The 19,205-nt window shown below is 46.6% G+C and carries 16 protein-coding genes and 1 tRNA gene; 12 read left to right on the plus strand and 5 right to left on the minus strand.

Annotated features, from left to right (window positions below; all coding sequences use genetic code 11):
- Window positions 1-50 precede the first annotated feature (50 nt).
- Window positions 51-1,700 (plus strand): DNA mismatch repair endonuclease MutL, encoded by a 1,650-nt coding sequence (gene mutL, locus Q7C_RS08025; protein ID WP_014704237.1) that lies wholly within the window; start codon window positions 51-53, stop codon window positions 1,698-1,700.
- Window positions 1,701-1,725: 25 nt separating this feature from the next.
- Window positions 1,726-2,841, plus strand: a complete 1,116-nt coding sequence (locus tag Q7C_RS08030) for a hypothetical protein (protein WP_014704238.1) — start codon at window positions 1,726-1,728, stop codon at window positions 2,839-2,841.
- Between the two features lie 57 nt (window positions 2,842-2,898).
- Here Q7C_RS08030 and Q7C_RS08035 read toward each other — a convergent pair whose 3' ends face one another.
- Both Q7C_RS08035 and Q7C_RS08040 read right to left on the minus strand, forming a co-directional pair.
- Window positions 2,899-6,018, minus strand: a complete 3,120-nt coding sequence (locus Q7C_RS08035) for an efflux RND transporter permease subunit (protein ID WP_014704239.1) — start codon at window positions 6,016-6,018, stop codon at window positions 2,899-2,901.
- 47 nt (window positions 6,019-6,065) lie between these two features.
- Entirely contained in the window at window positions 6,066-7,145 is a 1,080-nt protein-coding gene (locus tag Q7C_RS08040) for a hypothetical protein (protein WP_151194747.1), read from the minus strand.
- Window positions 7,146-7,301: 156 nt separating this feature from the next.
- Here Q7C_RS08040 and Q7C_RS08045 point away from each other — a divergent pair.
- The 3 genes from Q7C_RS08045 (at window position 7,302) to dhaL (ending at window position 9,668) form a co-directional block, all read left to right on the plus strand.
- Window positions 7,302-7,377 (plus strand) — tRNA-Phe (locus Q7C_RS08045).
- Window positions 7,378-7,708: 331 nt separating this feature from the next.
- Window positions 7,709-8,899, plus strand: a complete 1,191-nt coding sequence (locus tag Q7C_RS08050; protein WP_014704241.1) for a porin — start codon at window positions 7,709-7,711, stop codon at window positions 8,897-8,899.
- A 142-nt stretch (window positions 8,900-9,041) separates the two neighbouring features.
- Complete coding sequence (gene dhaL, locus Q7C_RS08055; protein WP_238532299.1) at window positions 9,042-9,668, plus strand: dihydroxyacetone kinase subunit DhaL; 627 nt, start codon at window positions 9,042-9,044, stop codon at window positions 9,666-9,668.
- Between the two features lie 3 nt (window positions 9,669-9,671).
- Here the strand turns inward: dhaL and dhaK are convergent, their stop codons facing one another.
- Together dhaK and Q7C_RS08065 are read right to left on the minus strand one after the other, a co-directional pair.
- Window positions 9,672-10,661, minus strand: a complete 990-nt coding sequence (gene dhaK, locus Q7C_RS08060; RefSeq protein ID WP_014704243.1) for a dihydroxyacetone kinase subunit DhaK — start codon at window positions 10,659-10,661, stop codon at window positions 9,672-9,674.
- An 11-nt stretch (window positions 10,662-10,672) separates the two neighbouring features.
- Entirely contained in the window at window positions 10,673-11,515 is an 843-nt protein-coding gene (locus Q7C_RS08065; protein WP_014704244.1) for an HAD-IIA family hydrolase, read from the minus strand.
- 196 nt (window positions 11,516-11,711) lie between these two features.
- Between Q7C_RS08065 and hxlA (Q7C_RS08075) the strand changes: the two genes are divergently transcribed.
- The 7 genes from hxlA (Q7C_RS08075) to prmB all read left to right on the plus strand — a co-directional run bounded on the left by hxlA (Q7C_RS08075) (window position 11,712) and on the right by prmB (window position 17,879).
- On the plus strand, window positions 11,712-12,353 hold the full coding sequence (hxlA, locus tag Q7C_RS08075) for a 3-hexulose-6-phosphate synthase (protein ID WP_014704246.1): 642 nt from the start codon (window positions 11,712-11,714) through the stop codon (window positions 12,351-12,353).
- Between the two features lie 275 nt (window positions 12,354-12,628).
- Window positions 12,629-12,934: a hypothetical protein gene (locus tag Q7C_RS08080; protein ID WP_014704247.1), complete on the plus strand. Its 306-nt coding sequence runs from the start codon at window positions 12,629-12,631 to the stop codon at window positions 12,932-12,934.
- A 147-nt stretch (window positions 12,935-13,081) separates the two neighbouring features.
- Entirely contained in the window at window positions 13,082-14,065 is a 984-nt protein-coding gene (locus Q7C_RS08085; protein WP_014704248.1) for a transaldolase, read from the plus strand.
- Window positions 14,066-14,209: 144 nt separating this feature from the next.
- Window positions 14,210-14,845 (plus strand): 3-hexulose-6-phosphate synthase, encoded by a 636-nt coding sequence (gene hxlA, locus Q7C_RS08090; RefSeq protein WP_014704249.1) that lies wholly within the window; start codon window positions 14,210-14,212, stop codon window positions 14,843-14,845.
- A gap of 24 nt (window positions 14,846-14,869) precedes the next feature.
- On the plus strand, window positions 14,870-15,403 hold the full coding sequence (hxlB, locus tag Q7C_RS08095; protein WP_014704250.1) for a 6-phospho-3-hexuloisomerase: 534 nt from the start codon (window positions 14,870-14,872) through the stop codon (window positions 15,401-15,403).
- A 146-nt stretch (window positions 15,404-15,549) separates the two neighbouring features.
- Complete coding sequence (gene leuC / locus Q7C_RS08100) at window positions 15,550-16,956, plus strand: 3-isopropylmalate dehydratase large subunit (protein ID WP_014704251.1); 1,407 nt, start codon at window positions 15,550-15,552, stop codon at window positions 16,954-16,956.
- The gene (gene prmB / locus Q7C_RS08105; RefSeq protein ID WP_014704252.1) at window positions 16,953-17,879 is read left to right on the plus strand and encodes a 50S ribosomal protein L3 N(5)-glutamine methyltransferase; all 927 of its coding nucleotides are present in this window, start codon (window positions 16,953-16,955) and stop codon (window positions 17,877-17,879) included. Before leuC ends, prmB begins: the two co-directional genes overlap by 4 nt.
- Here the strand turns inward: prmB and Q7C_RS08110 are convergent.
- Window positions 17,876-19,180: a GGDEF domain-containing response regulator gene (locus tag Q7C_RS08110; protein WP_014704253.1), complete on the minus strand. Its 1,305-nt coding sequence runs from the start codon at window positions 19,178-19,180 to the stop codon at window positions 17,876-17,878. The two genes, prmB and Q7C_RS08110, sit on opposite strands and share 4 nt — an antisense overlap.
- Window positions 19,181-19,205 lie beyond the last annotated feature (25 nt).

Below are 19,205 nucleotides of genomic sequence, written 5' to 3' on the forward strand. Positions count from 1 at the left end.
TTTTTCTCACGGCCTGTTTCGGCTATCGTGCTGCCGGTTTACACTAGGGCATGGTCAATAAACCGCTCAACATACCGCGTATTCATGCCCTGCCACTGCAGTTAGCAAACCAGATTGCCGCGGGCGAAGTGATCGAGCGTCCGGCTTCCGTTGTTAAAGAGTTGGTTGAAAACAGTCTGGATGCTGGCGCAACGCAATTAAATATTCGAATCGAAGGCAGTGGCAGTCAACTGATTCATGTCCGGGATAATGGTGCAGGCATTCACCCGGAAGATTTGCCGCTGGCATTAACGCGACATGCCACCAGCAAATTAAGTAGCAGTGACCAACTGAGCCAGATAGGCAGTCTCGGATTTCGCGGTGAAGCTTTGCCCAGTATCAGCTCTGTGGCCAAACTGACACTTATTTCAAGGCAAGCGGACAGCGATTGTGCGTGGCAATTAATACCGTCAGAAAATACCTTAAAACCCACCGCTCACCCCTTAGGTACCACCGTTGAAGTGCGGGACTTATTCTTCAACCTGCCTGCAAGGCGTCGTTTTTTACGCAGTGCGCGAACTGAACAACAACACATTTTAACCACACTGCAACGATTGGCATTAAGTCGCTTAGATATCGCCCTAGATTGTCAGCTTAATGGCCAACAAAAAATGGTTCTACCTGCTGCGGATAGTGACAGTAAACAATTGCAGCGGTTACGCAAAATCTGTGGTAGCCGCTTTGTAAAGGATGCTTTTGTTATCGAACAACAGCGCGATTTAATGCAGCTCAATGGCTGGATTTGCCCAGCAATTGCACACCGAGCCCACAATGATATTCAGTATTTTTTTATTAACGGGCGCGTGATTCGTGATCGATTGATAAGTCATGCTGTACGCCAAGCTTTTGCGGAACAAATTCCAGCAGGAAGACATCCAGCTTATGTACTGTATTTGACATTGCCTTTGGACCGGGTGGATGTCAACGTCCATCCAACGAAACACGAAGTACGCTTTAGAGAGGCACGGCTTATCCATGGGCTTATCACCAGTGCAATTCGCGATGCTTTGCGCCAGACGATGCCAAAATCAACCTCAACAACCGTTCCGCAACATACCAGTCATTACGACAACCAACCGGTATCTGTCCGAGAATCTGCAGCCGATTACCATCAGCTTGCTATTCCTGCTCAACCAGCATCGCACTCATTACAAATTATCGCTGAGAAATTTGTCGTAATACATTATCAGCAACAACATTGGCTAATTGATCTGATCAAGCTTGAGACAGAATTGACGTATCAGAAGTGGTGCCAAGCCATCGCGCAAAACCAACTCAGCCACCGCCCGGTCATGGTGCCCGTCAGTTTTCATATTGACGCTGCTCAAGCCGAATTATTCCTTGCTTATCAAGACAGACTGGAAAAGCTTGGTGTGCATATAGAGATTGAAAACAAGCAGCTTCGAATCCTTGCCTTTCCAACGCTCTTTGGCGCCATTGATCTACAGAATTTGTTTGATCAACTGGTCAACATTCTCGCTAACACACCTGATCAAGATATGTTGTCGAACGCCCTGTTTTTATGTCGCCATGTGCCGCGCCAATTTACCGCTACTGATGCACAATCTTTGCTGGAATCCTGTCAAAACCTATCCTGGCAAACGGTTGCATGGGCAAAGCAACTTGATAAAGCCTTGCTTACTAGCTTATTCTCCGAGTGAAATCAAGCGATTCGAGGCGTTAGCTATGGAAAAGTTTTCCCGCACCCGTTCTTTATGGCTGGCATTTTTGCTGGCAATAATTGTGCTGGGGGTGTTTGGCTATTTGTTATTTACCGATGGCGAACATTTTAAAAAACAGGAAATCGTTGATCCGCCCATCGAACTCGCTGAACCAGAGCTGCCGCTGGAGATCATCGAAGTGGATGACAGCCTGCCGGCTCAAGAAGAAATTCGTGAAAATGAAGCAGAGATTTTTGTTGAAAACCTGGCAGCGGAACCAACGGAAGCGGTTCGTTTAACCGAGGGCGAAGATCAATTTGTCCGGTCAGATAGTGTTATTGCGCTACCTTCTCTGGAAGAGCGTGTGACCACGCTTGAAAAACTACTCGATGATGAAGCCCTTGCGGATGATACGCCCGTATCAGTTTTTTTCACCGAAGAAACGCGTGAAGAAACGACTATTCAAAAGATGGTCGAGAGTAAAGAAGATCACATCGCACCAGTGACCATCGAAACCGAATCCGGCGAAACCATTACAGCACCATTATCGGAGCTGGTTAAACGCGACGACATAGACAAAAACCAACCAGTCACCGAGGTACGTCAGGAAAAGAAGCAAATTCAGACCACCGTCGCCGAATTGGCCAAATCTGATATTGCCCCCCAGCAGGAAGTAACGGTTGTCATCAATCATGGCAACAAAGAAATTGCACTCGAAGAGCTGCTCGCGGGCGAACCAATAGAGAAAGACAGTCTGCTCTATCTGCACCGGGTAACCGAGGCAGATTATCAGGGTTTATGGGGCATTATTCAGTCAGGTCTCATTAACAAATTTCGTCGCGGTATGCGTCTGGAAGGTATGGGGCCGCAATCGACCTTAAGTGTTACCATCCCCGCAGATGCCGATGAACCGCTACCGGATGGACTGAGTTCTTTCCTAGGTAAAATCCTCAATCAAAAAGTCACCAGCAGTTATGTTTATAACTTCAGAACCGAAGCCATGGGGCGTAACCCTAATCTGATATTCCCAGGCCAGCAACTGATTATGATTGAGTTTGAGGCAGATGAAATACGTGATATCTACCTCTACTTTGCTGAGCACCGTGCAGAAGAGGTCAAAACATTTGCCATCAGCAACTGATGTGGCTTGAGCTCATTTTTGTCGGTATTGTATTGGCTGTTGTCGCTATCGCTTGGCTCATCCCTCTCGACTGAGATGTGTGGTTTGATGCGCATTTGAGTTAAATACGCCAAAACGCAGCATAATGGCTGGCAGAACTAAAAGATTTAGTAATGTCGAAGTGACAAGTCCACCAATAATAATTGCCGCCATCGGCCCCATGATTTCACGTCCCGGGTTATCGGCATCAATGGCTATCGGCAACATTGCTAATGCTGTAACCAGGGCTGTAATCAAAATTGACGGCAGGCGCTCCTGTGCCCCTTGAATGGCGGTACTTAGCTGCCAAGGTTTTCCCAGCTTTTCTACTAAATAATGGTAATGCGAAACAAGCATTATTGAGTTTCTCAACGTAATACCAAATAAAGTAACAAAACCAACTAAAGAACCAATTGATAGTACGCCGCCAGTAATGAGTACAGCAACAACACCACCTAACAATGAAAACGGCAAATTCATTAGGACCAATATCATATTGGGAAAACTTCGTAGTGCCACGTAGATCAACAACATTACCCCGATACTGGCTAATAACGAGTGTAATAACAAATCAGACCGTGACTCAGCCTCAACAACTGCGGCGCCGGTGAACTCTGGATAAACCTCAGCGCTAAACGTTACCTGCTCATGGATACGTTTCCGCAACTCATCGAAAAATGAACTGAGATCCCGGCCAGTTAAATTACAGGTTACCGTCTGTAAACGTTGCCCCCCTTTATGTAGAATCGCATGTCGGTCTGAAACCTGTGATAGCTCTACAACTTCTGACAAGGGGATGATGCCGCCAGTCAATGTGCGAACGGGTAAGGTCAAAATTTGGTGCGGGTTATGTCTTAGTGTTTTTGGTAAGACAACAACAGTCTCAAATTGTCGATTATCCTCACTGACATGACCAACCAACATGCCATCATAGGCCGTTTTCAATACGGTCATTATCTCTGTCGGCCTAAGCCCCCAAAAAGCAAGTTGATCTAATTTCAGTCTCACCTGTAACTGAGGTTCTCCTACCGGTGCACGAATTTGTATATCTGACGCGCCACGGATTTCCGCCATCACCGCAGCAACTTCCCTTGCTTTGCTATCCAGTACATCCAGATTTTTACCGAATAAATTCACGACAATCGGAGATGTATAACCAGAAATTGTCTCGTCAATGCGTTCAACGAGGAAAGAATTCACTTCTGAAGCAATGCCTGGGAACTCTGATAAGATTTCCCGGATTTCATCTAAAATCGCTTGTTGTTGTTGACCGTTTAAATCAGGCTCAAGATCAACCTCGTACTCACTATAGTGGGTGCCGTAAGTATCCGCTCCACGTTCTGCTCTTCCAGCCCACTGCGATGTTGCCCTGACACCAGGGATTTTTGCGATACGCCGCTCGATTTGCCCACCTATTTGCAATGATGATTCAACTGATGTGCCAGCAATACTTGTCGTATGGATAATGTAATGACCTTCCCTCAACTCGGGCAAAAAGCCGCTTCCGAAAAAAGGTAATACGGAAATACCACCAATACATAAAACCAATACCGTCATGAACGTTATTTTAGGAAACTGGCAAATCCGGCCCAGCATGTGGCCATATTTTGGTGTTAACCATCTTATTAAAGGTGGTTCCCCATTTTTGGTATGACTGAGTTTGCCCAGCATTAAATGGCATAAGGCTGGCGTGACGGTTAATGCAACTAACAATGAAGCAAAAATCGCCAGGATATAGGCTTCACCAAGCGGCTCAAACATACGTCCCGCCACACCGCTTAAGGTTAGTAGAGGAACAAACGCAAGCATGACGATAAAGCTGGCATAAACAACCGAGCTTCGCACCTCCATCGAGGCCTCATAAACGACCGTTGTAACTGACTTTGGCTCACTTAATAATGCATTTTCTCTGAGCCTTCGGAAAATATTTTCTGTGTCGATGATCGCATCATCTACCACCTCCCCTAACGCTATCGCCAACCCGCCTAGAACCATTATATTTAGATTAACGCCCATCTCTAGAAGAACAATAATGGCCGCCATCAAAGATAATGGAATTGCAGTGATCGAAATTAATGCCGTACGGAAGTTAAACAAAAAAAGGAATAAAACCAATAAGACCAGCCCGCCGCCGACAAACAAATGATGCTGGATATTACTCAGTGACCGTTGTATGTAATTTGCGGGCCTAAATAAATCGTCGTGGAGCACAATCCCATCACTCTCAAACCCCTTTTGGAATTCACGCAAGGCAGCTTCCACACCTTGAGTCACCGACAACGTATTCCCTTTATATTGCCCAATCACCATCATGACGATAGCGGGCTGACCGCTCACGGCGGCACCACCAATCGTCGGTGCCGCCGCCATTGTTATTGTCGCAACATCACCGAGTAGAATCACATTCTCGCCTTGATGTTTAACGACAACCTTGGCCATCTCATCGGCTGAATTTGGCTGGCCAGTGACTGTCAACATAATGCGTTGATTGCTATTTTCTATGTATCCAACCCCATGTAGGCCGGTAGCCTGTCTGGCTGCCGTCGTAACATCTTGAATAGTTAAACCAAGTTGTTGTAGTGCCGGAAGGTCTGGCTGAATTTGCAGTTGCTTAACCTCTCCACCGAAGACATTAATATCTGCAACGCCCGGCACAGCAAGAAGTCTAGGGGTAAGGGCATAATCAACAACGGATCGTAATGACATTAAGTCTTGCGAATCTGATGTCAAACCAATCGTCATGATAGTACCCGATGAAGATTCTAACGGTACCATCGCCGGTGTTATAAATTCAGGAACAATGTCTTTTAAGCCCGCTAACCGCTCATCAACTAATTGCCTGTTTCGGTAAATATCTGTTTTATCATCAAAGGTAAGTGTGATGACGGATAGGCCCGGTGTTGATGCAGAATCAACAAAGTCGACATCCGGTAGACCGCCTAAAACATTTTCCAAGGGCTGAGTAATGAGTGCTTCAACCTGCTTAGCTGTAAATCCTTGAGATTCGGTTTGAATAATAACTTGCTTGGGGGCGAATTCCGGAAAAATATCCAGACTAGCGCCATTTAGCTGATAGACGCCATAGACCATCATCAACACAGCAAGCACCAGCACGACACCACGAAAACGAACCGAGAAGGCCACGATTTTGGCTAACATAGGAAGTCGCTCAAATTCTCTCTAAATTAAATTCACGTGCTTTAAAGCTAATCATCATCGTCATCGTCGTCTTCATCCATGATTTGCCACTTGAATTCTTCTGACAAAAGCGTTTGAGCCCCCCTTATAACCACCTTTTCTTGGGGTGAAATAAGATTGTTTATGTCAAACACACCTATAGCTGTAGGTATCATGGACTGCGCTGAAACGCGCTGAAAGTTTTCCAATGAACGCCTTACATAAATCCATTGTTGGCCGCCATACCAGACAAGCGCTTCCCCCGGTATTGAGACTCCCTTTAAAGCTGTTGGTTGTTTAGGTACCCACACATCCAACCTAAGGCTTTCTGGTAATGCGGTATCCTTAATTAGAAAGTAATATGATTGACCAAACGCACTCTGATTACCGCTTAATACAGGCGCTATAAAGGTCGCCGTTTTCAGCGCTTTTTCCTGATTAGGTAAGACAACGCTGAGAGTTTTCACTTCTGAATTTAACGAAGATCCAACCGGCAAACTCACGCGCAACAAACTATCCTGACGGCTAACAATCCGGTTTAAAGCCAAACTATTGTCCGCAGTTATCCAGTCTGCAATTGTTTCAGGCCAGTACCCTGCAATCTTGTTTTTTATCAGGTCAAAATGAAGTTGCGCTGAATCAAACCTTGCTTTTGCTGCTTGCCATTTTGCTTTAGCACTAGCGACTTCCTTATTAGCAATGCTGCCAGCTTGTGTCGCTAACTCTTGCAAGCGTGACCACTCTTGGTACATCGCATCCATCACAACTTCCGCTTCTTTACGTTGTGCCTGTTGCTGTACAAGCTCTCCCCGCTGTTCTAACAATGGCTGAACAGAATGAACTGAAGCCCAAGCTCGAACTTCAGGAGATAATATGGCTTCTTTTACTATGGCCGTTTTAATTCCGGCCAACTCAATCAAATCCGAATCAAGTTCAACGGCCATTAAACTAGGTGCAGACTTCTCACTATCAGACGCAACGACATCATCATCTGAATCAAGCTTATCTAACCAATCTGATGTCAATATATTGGGAGACATTAGAATACCTATTGCCAATGTGCTTAATAACACCACACCCCAGAGCCAAAATTGTTTTGCCTGCATCATATACCACCAAAAATTCCCGAAATATTACCGGAAATATTCCCAATATTATTTTTGTCATTAGACCATGTGATCTTGCTGGCAACAAGTCATGAATATCGTTTTTAAGGTAGGCGCTTGACAGCAGCCGGCTGAACAGGTTTAATACGCGACCTTATTGGCTCGATAGCTCAGTTGGTAGAGCAAGGGATTGAAAATCCCTGTGTCCCTGGTTCGATTCCAGGTCGAGCCACCACGAATACAAAAAGCCCGGCCTGTAATTAGGTCGGGCTTTTTTGTCTAGCCAGATAAGCATTCCACATCCTGCCACACTTTCCTCAAACCACACCGTCTGCCGCCAAGACAACGCCTTTATCGCATTGCCTTCTAAAATATCCTTACCTCGCTCAACACTATCTGTGGTAAAAAACACACAAATAAAGGCGATTTTGCCAAATCGGTAAACTTTTTGTTGTAAAAGTGTTGCAAACGTTTTTTGGATGTGCAAAATAAGCAATAACCGAGAGAGAAGTCCGGTTACGAGAGATACTTAAAGTAATCTGTTAACAATTAGAAGGTAAACAGACATGAAAAAAACTACATTAGCGAGCCTGATCGGCGCAGCAGCATTTGCCGTAGCTGGCGCAGCCAACGCGACAATCGTTGTTGGTGGCGAAAATGGTTACGAGTTCAGTGTTGACGGTAATATCAACCAATTCTTTATCCACACGGATTCAGATAACCCAGGCATGGGCGATCAAAAAAATTCTCAAGTTGCCAACGGCCTGTTGCCAACATTCTTTGGCTTCAACGTTTCAGCACCTGAAGTCAATGGTCTGAAAGTAGCCGCACGCGTTTCTATCTCTCCATCGACTAATGATGGCAGCTATTTCGGCGGTGCTTTGAACCAAGGCAGTGGCGCAATGGAGCAACGTGAAGCGTTTGCGACTGTTGACGGTTCTTTTGGTCAAGTGATGTTAGGTAAAGGTCTGGGTCTGTACTCAGCCAACAACATCTTGCTGGATCAAACTTTGTTTGGTGTGGGTGCGACTGGCTTGGCTGCTGGTGGTGCACAAAACTCTGCTGTTACGACACTGGGTCGTATTGGCTGGGGTTATGAGTACGCAAACTGGCGTTCACAAATCAAGTGGACATCAAACGATATGGGCGGCTTTAAAGTTGCTGTTGCGGTATTGGATGCTGACGACTACGAAAATTCGATTTATGGCCGTGGTATTGAAGAAAAAGACCCACGCTATGAAGCGTCTATCAGCTATGCGGGTGCTTTTGACGGCGGCAGCATGAAGCTGTGGTTAGACGGCATGTCTCAAAAAGTTGAGTATGTTGGTACTGACGATCGTTCACACGCTTGGACACTGGGTGGCCAATTAGTATTAGGTGGCTTTGAAGCCGTTGCCGCATACTATGACAGTGAAGGCCAAGGCCTGGCTGGTTTAGGTCTGGGGGCATTTGATGCTAATGGCGATGCTCGTGAAGGCGATGGTTACTATGCACAGTTAGGTTACCGCTTTGGTGGACAAACTTTCCTTGCAGCTTCTTACGGTGAATCAACACTTGATAACGCTGGTGCTGCAACGATTTCTGATGGTTTCGGTAACCTCGATAAAAACAGCATGTTTACTGTTGGTGTTTACCATGACGTTACTTCCAACCTGAAACTGGTTGCTGAATACTCTAAAATGGAAACTGAATTCCATGATACTTCAGCAGAACCAGAAACTGATGTTATCGCTATCGGTGGTTTCATTAGCTGGTAAGACCAGTTAGCTTGAATCCACTGGATTCAGCTTAACGTCTTGAAAGCCTCAACCTTCGGGTTGGGGCTTTTTTTATTTTTGGCTTGCACCAAAGCCGTTTTTTTAATAGCTTTTGAGATTCTTTTATTGCTAATTGATGAATATGACTATTGCCATTTCAACCTGCCTGAACGCCATTACACTGACCTTGCAACAGCATGCTGATGAGGTTGCGGAACTGGATCAGGCCATTGGCGATGGTGATCACCTGGTTAATCTGCAACGTGGCTTGACTGCCCTCACGCAAGATTCGAGTTCGTTGGATAAGATGGCGTTACCTGAGGCGTTGAGCAAAATTGGTATGACACTGATGTCCACTATGGGTGGTGCGTCCGGCTCATTGCTTGGATCCATGTTTGTCACCATGGGCAAAACGGCTAAAAACACCCTAGCAGACTTTGCAGGCTTGGTAGACATTTATGCCGCGGGCGTCGCTGCAGTCAAGGCTCGCGGTAAGGCAGATATTGGCGAGAAAACCATGTTGGACACGCTGATTCCCGCGCTGGTGAGTTTGCAGGCCAGTGTGCGTTCAAACGACTCGCTGATGCAAGCAATGCAGTCATTGCAGCAGGCCGCCGAGCAAGGCATGTTGTCAACAAAAGACATGTTGCCGACCAAAGGCCGTGCGTCCTTCCTGGGGGAACGAGCACGCGGCCATATTGATGCAGGTGCCAGAACCAGTCAGCTCATTCTCAGCGCCATTGCAGACGAAGTTATTCAAAACCAATAAGGTTTAACAGCCCCACCGTAAAGCCGCTGTATGCACGGGAGCATCCCAGAGTGCAATGAGTTCTTCATCTAACAGGGTAACCGTGACAGAGCAGCCGATCATGTCCAGAGAGGTTGTGTAGTTCCCCACTAAACTACGATGAATTTCAATACCTTTTTGTTGCCAATATTTGGCAGCAATATCAAATACCAAATACAACTCCATCAATGGGGTGGCGCCAAGACCATTGATATGCAGCAATATTTTTTGTCCAGCCTGTGGCGATAAATCCCGATCAATCGTTTCGGTTAATTGCTGAACCAATGTTTCCGCTGAGGCCATCGGCACAATATCGCGGCCGCGCTCACCGTGAATACCTACACCCATTTCGACTTCATTATCAGCGATCGTAAAAGTTGGCTTACCCACTTCCGGAACGGTACAACTACTCAGCGCCAACCCCATTGAAGCAGTTTGACGACAGACTTTCTCGCCCAGTGCTTTACAGGCAGCGAGATCCCGACCTTGTTCAGCGGCTGCACCAACAATTTTTTCGACGATAAGTGTCCCGGCAACACCCCGTCTGCCCGTACTGTGATCTGCTGGCAACGAGACATCATCCGCTACCAGCACGGTCGCATTTTCTGCTTCCAACATCTCGGCGGCAATTTCAAAGTTCATCACGTCACCAGCATAATTTTTGACAATGAATAGCACACCAGCACCGTTTTCAACGGATTCAGCCGCCGCCAGCATTTGATCGGGCGTTGGTGAGGTAAAGACCTGTCCCGGACAGGCCGCATCCAACATCCCCTGACCAACGAAACCGGCATGCAGTGGTTCATGACCCGCACCACCACCTGAAACAAGCGCGACCTTAGGGTGATTCGCAATATGCTTTCGCCGAACAAATCTCGGCGACGTTTCTGCAATGACAATATCGGCATGGGCAATGGCAAAGCCCTGTAATGACTCTGTCAATAATGTGTCCGGTTGGTTCAATAGTTTTTTCATCAATAGATTCCTTATTTCAGACTAGCTTCCAGCGCAGCAGTAATCGCAGGCAGGTCGGGTAAAATCCAGTCTGGCCCGTAGTCCAAGTCGTCTACTTCCGATGCTGTTGAAACACCAGTCAATACCATCAGGCTCCGGATACCTGCATTAACAGCCCCTAATATGTCGGTGTTCAAACGATCGCCAATGGCAATGGTGTTGTGTTTCTCTGTTCCCAAAATTTCAAAAGCTTGTTGATATAAGATCGGTTCCGGTTTACCAATAACCCTTGGTGCTTTTCCAGTCACACTGGTTAACGCCGCCAAGACGCCACCATTGCCCATCACCTCTCCCCGCTCTGTAGGCAAGCTAGAGTCAGCATTTGTCGCATAAAATAGGGCGCCATGATTCAGGTTAAGCGTTGCGGTGGCTAATTTATCCCAAGTCAGTTTTCTATCAAGGCCAGAAACAACAACATCGGCCCAGTCAACCGACTCATCAGGGTGCGTGGGTTTTAAATCAATGAGGTCTGTTAACGAAAAACCCTGTTCTTCAAGGGGGTGCCGTAAGCCAGCCTCACCAATCACAAATACCCGTTTTTTGTCATCTGGCAGATTTTCCTTAAGGTAACGGGCTGTTGCCATACTCGAAGTTAAAACCTCATCCGCGGATACCTCAACTGACATACTGGCTAATTTGTCGATATATTGTGTTTGGGTAAGACTGGCGTTGTTAGTCGCCAACACGAACGGCAACTTTACCGAGCGCAATAAAGCAAAAAACTCCGATAGTCCGGGTAACGCGTTATTGCCGTGCCAGAGTACGCCATCCATATCGATGATCAGCCCGCCGATATTTTCAATTTTCGTCTGCATGTGAGTTACGTTTGGTCTGAGATAAAAAATCATTTAAGCGTCGCACTTTGCTGTGACCCTGTCCAGCCCAATCCACCAGTTCACCGAGCCGCTTGATGGCTAAAAATTGACAGCGTTTGAGCAACTGCTTTATAGTCTTGTGGCGTAAATTCAACGTAAAACCATAAATTAAATCAAATTTTAGGAGCATGTCAGCATGGCAAAAGCACTTATTCAAATGGCCCTTGATTCTCTGGATTTCGATCAAACTATCGCACTTGCTGAGCAAGTTTCGCCTTATGTCGACATCCTCGAAGTTGGTACACCGTGCATCAAATATAACGGTCTGGAAATCGTTACTGCACTGAAAGCCAAATTCCCGAACAACTTGATTCTGGTTGACTTGAAAACAATGGACGCGGGTGAATATGAAGCGACGCCTTTCTATGAAGCTGGCGCTGACATTTGCACCGTTTTAGGTGTTTCTGACAAAGCAACTATGGGCGGCGTTATCAAAGCAGCCAATGCAAATAATGCTGAAGCACAAATCGATTTGATCAGCGTTAAAGATAAAAAAGCCGTTGCCACTGAAGCAGCGAAAAACGGTGCGCAAATCATTGGTGTTCACACTGGTCTGGATGCACAAGCTGCTGGCCAAACCCCATTCGCTGACTTGCAAGCCATTGCTTCACTGAATCTGGGTGTGCGTATTTCTGTTGCTGGTGGTCTGAACAAAGACACTATCCAGAAAACTATCCAAGCTGGTGCTAACATTGTTGTTGTTGGTGCGGCGATCTACGGTGCGCCATCTCCAGCAGAATCTGCTAAAGAATTGCGTGCTCTGGTTGATGCTGCTTAAGCGAGACCATTGAACGAAACTAGAAAACGAGTGGCACACTGCCACTCGTTTTTTTTATCAGATTCCTTACAGGCTGGTTGAACTTGTCAGGCACGCAGCCAAAACTGTCGGCTAGCTGAGAGTGGTCAAAGACAACTTTGCAGCGCTATAATTTTAATCGCGTTTATGTGTTGGCTTGCCACAAGAAACCTAAAATAGTAATTTACCCGTTGCGCCAACCTCACTAACCGTTGGGCAGATGGGGTTAGAATAATAAGGTAACAGGGGTATTTCTCATGAGTGACAAAGGACTTTTGGCATCAATTTGCAGCTTCCTGAAAGGATTGTTTTCCGCCTCTAAGGACAGTGATTGTTGCAACGATAATGCGTCGAGCAAACCGGCAAATGATGGACTGACCAGTGTTGAGCGTTATATTCGTAACCAAGCGCAGAATGGTCAGTCTTTGACCGGTGTTGAGCGTTATATTCGCAATCAACTCAGCAACAACCAACCACTGACTGGTGTAGAGAAATACATCCGTAACAGTGCTGGCACCAAACCACTGACTGGTGTAGAGCGCTATATCCGTAGCAAGTCTTAAAGCGCTACGCAAGCAAACAGCTACATTACGACGCAGCAATGCTCGCATTGCTATGGCGTCGTAATTTTTGCCGGCATTGGCCGGCAATTTTAACTGGGCCGCCCAACCCGACAGACTTTTAAATATTCGTTTAAAAAAGGTACTCAAATGGCGAACTTACTTGATCAATTGAAGCAAATGACCATTGTTGTTGCAGACACTGGTGATATTCAAGCCATCGAAAAATATACACCACGTGATGCGACAACCAACCCATCACTCATTACCGCAGCCGCGCAAATGCCACAATATCAGGCTATCGTAGATGATACGTTGAAAGCAGCGCGTCAATCCCTGGGAGCAAGTGCGGATGCCAAAGAAGTCGCTACCCTGGCGTTTGATCGTCTGGCCGTTTCTTTTGGTTTGAAAATTCTGGAAATCATTCCTGGTCGTGTCTCAACTGAAGTTGATGCGCGTCTGTCTTACGATACAGAAGCAACCATCGCCAAAGGGCGTGAAATCATTGCGCAATATGAAGCAGCGGGTGTATCTAAAGATCGTATCCTGATTAAAATCGCGTCAACCTGGGAAGGTATTCAGGCTGCTGCGGTGCTGGAAAAAGAAAACATTCACTGTAATTTGACATTGCTGTTCGGTCTGCACCAGGCAATTGCTTGCGCAGAAAACGGTATCACACTGATTTCACCATTCGTTGGCCGCATTCTTGACTGGTACAAAAAAGATACCGGTCGTGATTCATATGCTTCTCATGAAGATCCAGGTGTACTTTCTGTCACCGAAATCTATAGCTACTACAAAAAGTTTGGCTATAACACTGAAGTCATGGGCGCCAGCTTCCGTAATGTGGGTGAAATCACTGAACTGGCCGGTGTTGACTTGCTGACCATTTCGCCTGCTCTGTTAGATGAGTTGCAAAAAACAGAAGGCACGCTGGAACGTAAACTGTCTCCAGAGAAAGCAGCCAATGCCAACATCGATAAAATCAGTATCGATAAAGCCACTTTCGACAAAATGCATGATGAAAACCGCATGGCGGCAGAGAAATTGTCCGAAGGCATTGATGGTTTTGCTAAGGCGCTGGAAACCTTGGAAGAACTGCTGGCATCACGTCTGGCAGAGCTGGAAAGCTAATCGAACATCATTAGCACCCGTCCGGTCGGTTGAACTACCCGACCGGACAACACAGTCTTTTGGAACAGCACGCTGTTCTAATTGCTGATAAGAAAAACCCGTTAACCATAATGGGATCATTTTTTAACTTTAGGAGTAAACAACATGGCTGAAATTCAAATGGCTCTGGACTCACTGGATTTTGACGCAACAATGGCGCTGGCTGAACAAGTCGCTCCTTACGTCGATATTCTGGAAATTGGTACCCCTTGCATCAAATACAACGGTCTGAAACTGGTTAAAGCACTGAAAGCTGCTCACCCAGACAAGAAAATCCTGGTTGACCTGAAAACAATGGATGCGGGCGAATACGAAGCCACTCCTTTCTTTGAAGCTGGTGGTGACATCACAACTGTTCTGGGCGCTTCTGATATGGCGACCATGAAAGGGGTTATCAAAGCGGCTAACGCAAACAACGGCGAAGCTCAAATCGACTTGATCGGTGTTGAAGATAAAGCTGCTGTTGCTAAAGATGCAGCAACTAACGGCGCGCACATCATCGGTGTTCACACTGGTCTGGACGCACAAGCTGCAGGTCAAACACCATTCGAAGATCTGAAAACCATCACTGGTCTGGGTCTGAATGTTAAAGTTTCTGTTGCTGGTGGTATCAACAAAGACACTATCCAAAGCTGTGTACAAGCAGGTGCGGCTATCGTTGTTGTTGGTGCAGCTATCTACGGCGCGCCTTCTCCAGCAGAATCTGCTAAAGAACTGCGTGCACTGGTTGACGCAGCCTAAGCATAAAAATAAGGAAACTAAATAATGCATCGTGATCTACTGTTAAACAAAATCACTGACATTCTTGGCGCGACGGAAGAATCTTATGAAGCCAAACTGGTTTCTATGTGTGATGATGCCAAGCGTATCTTCATTACAGGTGCTGGTCGTTCCAAGCTAGTAGGTAATTTCCTGGGTATGAGATTGATGCATAGTGGTTATGAAACCTATGTTCAGGGTGAAGTTGCTACCCCAAGTATCCGTAGTGGTGATCTTCTGATCGTCATTTCCGGGTCAGGGGAAACCACTCAACTGGTTTCATTCGCCAATAAGGCCAAGTCAGAAGGCGCAAAAGTGATTCTGATTTGCTCTAAATCAAAATCCACAATTGGCGATATTGCAGACCAAACGGTTCAAATCGGTAACGATGGCAGCTTTGCAACAACTAAAGGCCTGCCCATGGGCACCATGTTTGAACTTTCCACATTGATTTTTCTCGAAGCCACAATTTCTTATCTTATCCATGAGAAAGGCATCGCAGAAGAAGATATGCGGTACCGGCATGCCAATATGGAATAACCACTGTTCCTGAAGTCATATGCCAAAAAGGCAGCCTCCGGGCTGCCTTTTTTTTGCTTCAATTTAACGTCAGTTGATTTGATAATAGAGCGTCTCCATATATCGTTGTATAATGACCTGTTTACTGAAATTTGTAGTACATTACGATGACCGCGAAAACCCTTTACGACAAACTGTGGGATCAACATGTAGTGCGTAGCGAGAGCGACGGTACTGCATTGATATATATTGATCGCCATTTAGTTCATGAAGTCACTTCTCCACAGGCATTTGAAGGGTTGCGTCTAGCCGGTCGTCAGCCTTATCGATTAAGTGCTATCTTGGCAACCCCGGATCACAATGTACCGACGTCAGATCGCGAGAAAGGCATTGCTGATCCGATTTCCCGGTTACAAGTCGAGACACTTGACCAAAATTGCGCGCAGTTTGGCATTACCGAATTTGGCCTGAGCGATATGCGGCAGGGCATTGTGCATGTGGTGGGTCCGGAACAAGGCGCAACCCTGCCCGGCATGACGGTCGTTTGCGGTGACTCACATACTTCTACACATGGCGCTTTTGGCGCGCTGGCCTTTGGGATTGGTACCTCGGAAGTTGAACATGTGATGGCCACACAGTGCCTGATTCAACGAAAATCAAAAAATATGCAGGTTCGTGTCGAAGGACATGTCAAACCGGGTATTACTGCCAAAGATATTGTGTTGGCGATTATCGGTGAAATTGGTACTGCTGGCGGTACTGGCTATGCGATTGAATTTGCTGGCGAAGCGATCCAAGCGTTAAGTATGGAAGGTCGTATGACTGTCTGCAACATGACGATTGAAGCAGGCGCCCGCGCCGGTATGATTGCGGTCGATGACACAACTATTAATTACCTCAAAAACCGCCCGTTTTCCCCACAAGACGAAAATTGGGACAAGGCGGTAACGGCATGGCGGCAATTACACTCTGATCCCGATGCGTATTTTGACAAAGTCGTGGTACTGAAGGCGGAAGACATCAAACCTCAGGTCACCTGGGGCACCTCACCAGAAATGGTCGTGCCAGTCAGCGCTATGGTTCCAGATCCTTCTGGCGAGGCTGACGCCGTCAAACGCAACGGCATGGAAAAAGCACTAAAATACATGGGATTGAATGCAAACCAAGCCATTACTGACATTCATCTGGACCGGGTCTTTATTGGCTCATGTACCAATTCGCGCATTGAAGATTTGCGTGAGGCTGCCAGTGCTATACAAGGTGGCCGAGTCGCGAGCAGTGTCAAACAGGCAATGGTTGTGCCGGGTTCGGGCCTGGTAAAACAGCAAGCTGAGCAAGAGGGGTTGGATAAAATCTTTATTGCGGCCGGTTTTGAGTGGCGTGACCCAGGATGCTCGATGTGCCTTGCTATGAATGCCGATCGATTGGAAGCAGGCGAACATTGCGCTTCGACCTCAAACCGTAACTTTGAAGGTCGTCAAGGCCAAGGTGGGCGAACCCATCTAGTCAGCCCTGCAATGGCTGCCGCCGCCGCAATCGCTGGCCACTTTGTTGATATTACTGATCATTCATGACCATTGATTACGATTCCGCAACGGTAGAATTAATGACCTTGCGGGATTTTCTGCGCTGGACGACTTCACGCTTTGAGGAAACTGGATTATTTTTTGGTCATGGTACTGAAGATGCTTTTAACGATGCATCGCAGCTCATCCTACACCACCTGAACTTACCGGTTGGCGAGGTACCTGAATTATTTCTGGATGCCCGACTGACTAGCGCAGAAAAAACAGCGCTAATGATTTTAATCAAAAAACGCATAGAAGAACGGGTTCCCGTACCTTATTTAACCCAAGAGGCTTGGTTTCTTGGTCTTCCGTTTTACGTTGATGAGCGCGTTCTAATCCCCCGCTCGCCTTTTGCAGAATTGATTTCTGACCGGTTCAGTCCTTGGCTGAGCTCGCCCGATGACACAAGTCATATTCTCGATATGTGTACGGGCGGTGGATGTATTGCTATCGCCTTAGCGCATGTATTTCCTGATGCTGACATCGATGCCGTTGATATTAGTGATGCGGCACTTGAAGTTGCCAAAATTAATCAACACAAACATCAACTGCAAGACAGGCTCCATTTAATTACCTCAGATTTATGGCAAAACCTTGCGGATAAGCAATACGATTTAATCGTGAGTAACCCACCTTATGTCAGTGATGATGAAATGGCGGATTTGCCTGCAGAATATCGCCATGAACCCGTCGACGCCTTACGTGCTGACGATAATGGCCTTGCCTTAGTAAGGCAAATTATTATTGGTGCAGCAACGCATCTGACTGAGAATGGTCTGCTGTTTGTCGAAGTAGGCCATAGTGACGTTACCGTGATGGAAACATGGCCAGAAATGGATTTTTTATGGTTAAGTTTTGAGCAAGGCGGCCAAGGCATTTTTATGTTGACCCAACAACAGTGCGTTGACTTCTCAAACCGCTATCATTAAAGCGTTTCGCCCTCTTCTGTTTGATACTGGCGGACACAGTTGCGACCCGCCATTTTTGCTTGATACATTGCCCGGTCCGCTAATTCAAACAGCGTATTCAAATTATCCTGGGGCTCGTGTCGCATCTCGGCCACGCCAACACTAAGTGAAATCGTCATATTTGCCGGCTTGAAGCGTTGCAGCCGCTTTTGCATACGTTGCATTAATACGACGGCAGCTGGGGCATCACAACCTGGCAATAACATGACGAACTCTTCGCCAGCCCATCGCGCTATCATATCCTCATCACGAACATGTCGCTTCAGCCAGTTGCCTAGTTCGGCCAGCACTTGATCCCCTTTGTCATGGCCATATTTATCATTTAAATCACGAAAATGATCTAGATCCAACACTGCCATAGACAACGTCCGGTTAAATCGATAAGCCTCGCTGAAATACTTACCCGCAAACTCTCTCAGCGCATGACGATTAAATAATTGCGTCAACTGATCGAGCATAGCGAGGCTATAAAGTGAATTCTGTTGCGCACGCAGTTCACGCACATTTTGATAACTGGTAATGTGATTAAAAACCCGCTGACGTAATTCCTCACGGTTGATAGGCTTAGAAACAAAATCGTTGACGCCTAACTGAAAAAGCTCAATCTTGCGGGACATATTATCAAAGCCAGACGTTGCAATAATCGGTAAGTTCCCAGACTCTTCCCGTAATCTGCGGATTTTGCGAACGAGTGTAATGCCACTCATACTCCCTTCCAGCATGATATCGGTGATAACCAAATCATAATCACCACCACTAAAAGCGGCCCAAGCCTCTTCGGCAAAGGTGTATGCATCCACATCGAGGCCCATATCGGTCAGCAAATCGATGATGATTGTCTGTAATACCCGAGAGTCTTCAATGAACAAGACGCGCCCCGATAAATGACGTGTCTCTCGCTCCGCTAGCCGACGAACATATATTTCTAACTCTTGGGTATCATGCTTGTTGAAAATATCGGTCGCGCCTGCCAGTAAAGCCTGTTTTAATTTTCTGGCGTTATCATTGTCCGTCATGATTAACACCGCCGCATAATCATAACCATCCAGCGCGCGGAGCTGACCGCAAAAATCACTGCCCGCGATATCAGGCAAATCATCACTGCAACAAATCAGCCGAAACCGACCGGCACTTGCCAAAGTCAGGGCTTGCTGACCATTTTCAGCCACTTCAACGTTGAAGCCTGCTGCCGTTAGAATTGATTTTGCTTGCTCACGAAAGCCAGCCGCCGCATCGACAACAAGCGCAGTTAATTTTTGCACAGGTGATTCCTTCTCCATCGCATCA

The sequence above is a fragment of the Methylophaga frappieri genome (assembly GCF_000260965.1).
GTDB lineage: Bacteria > Pseudomonadota > Gammaproteobacteria > Nitrosococcales > Methylophagaceae > Methylophaga > Methylophaga frappieri.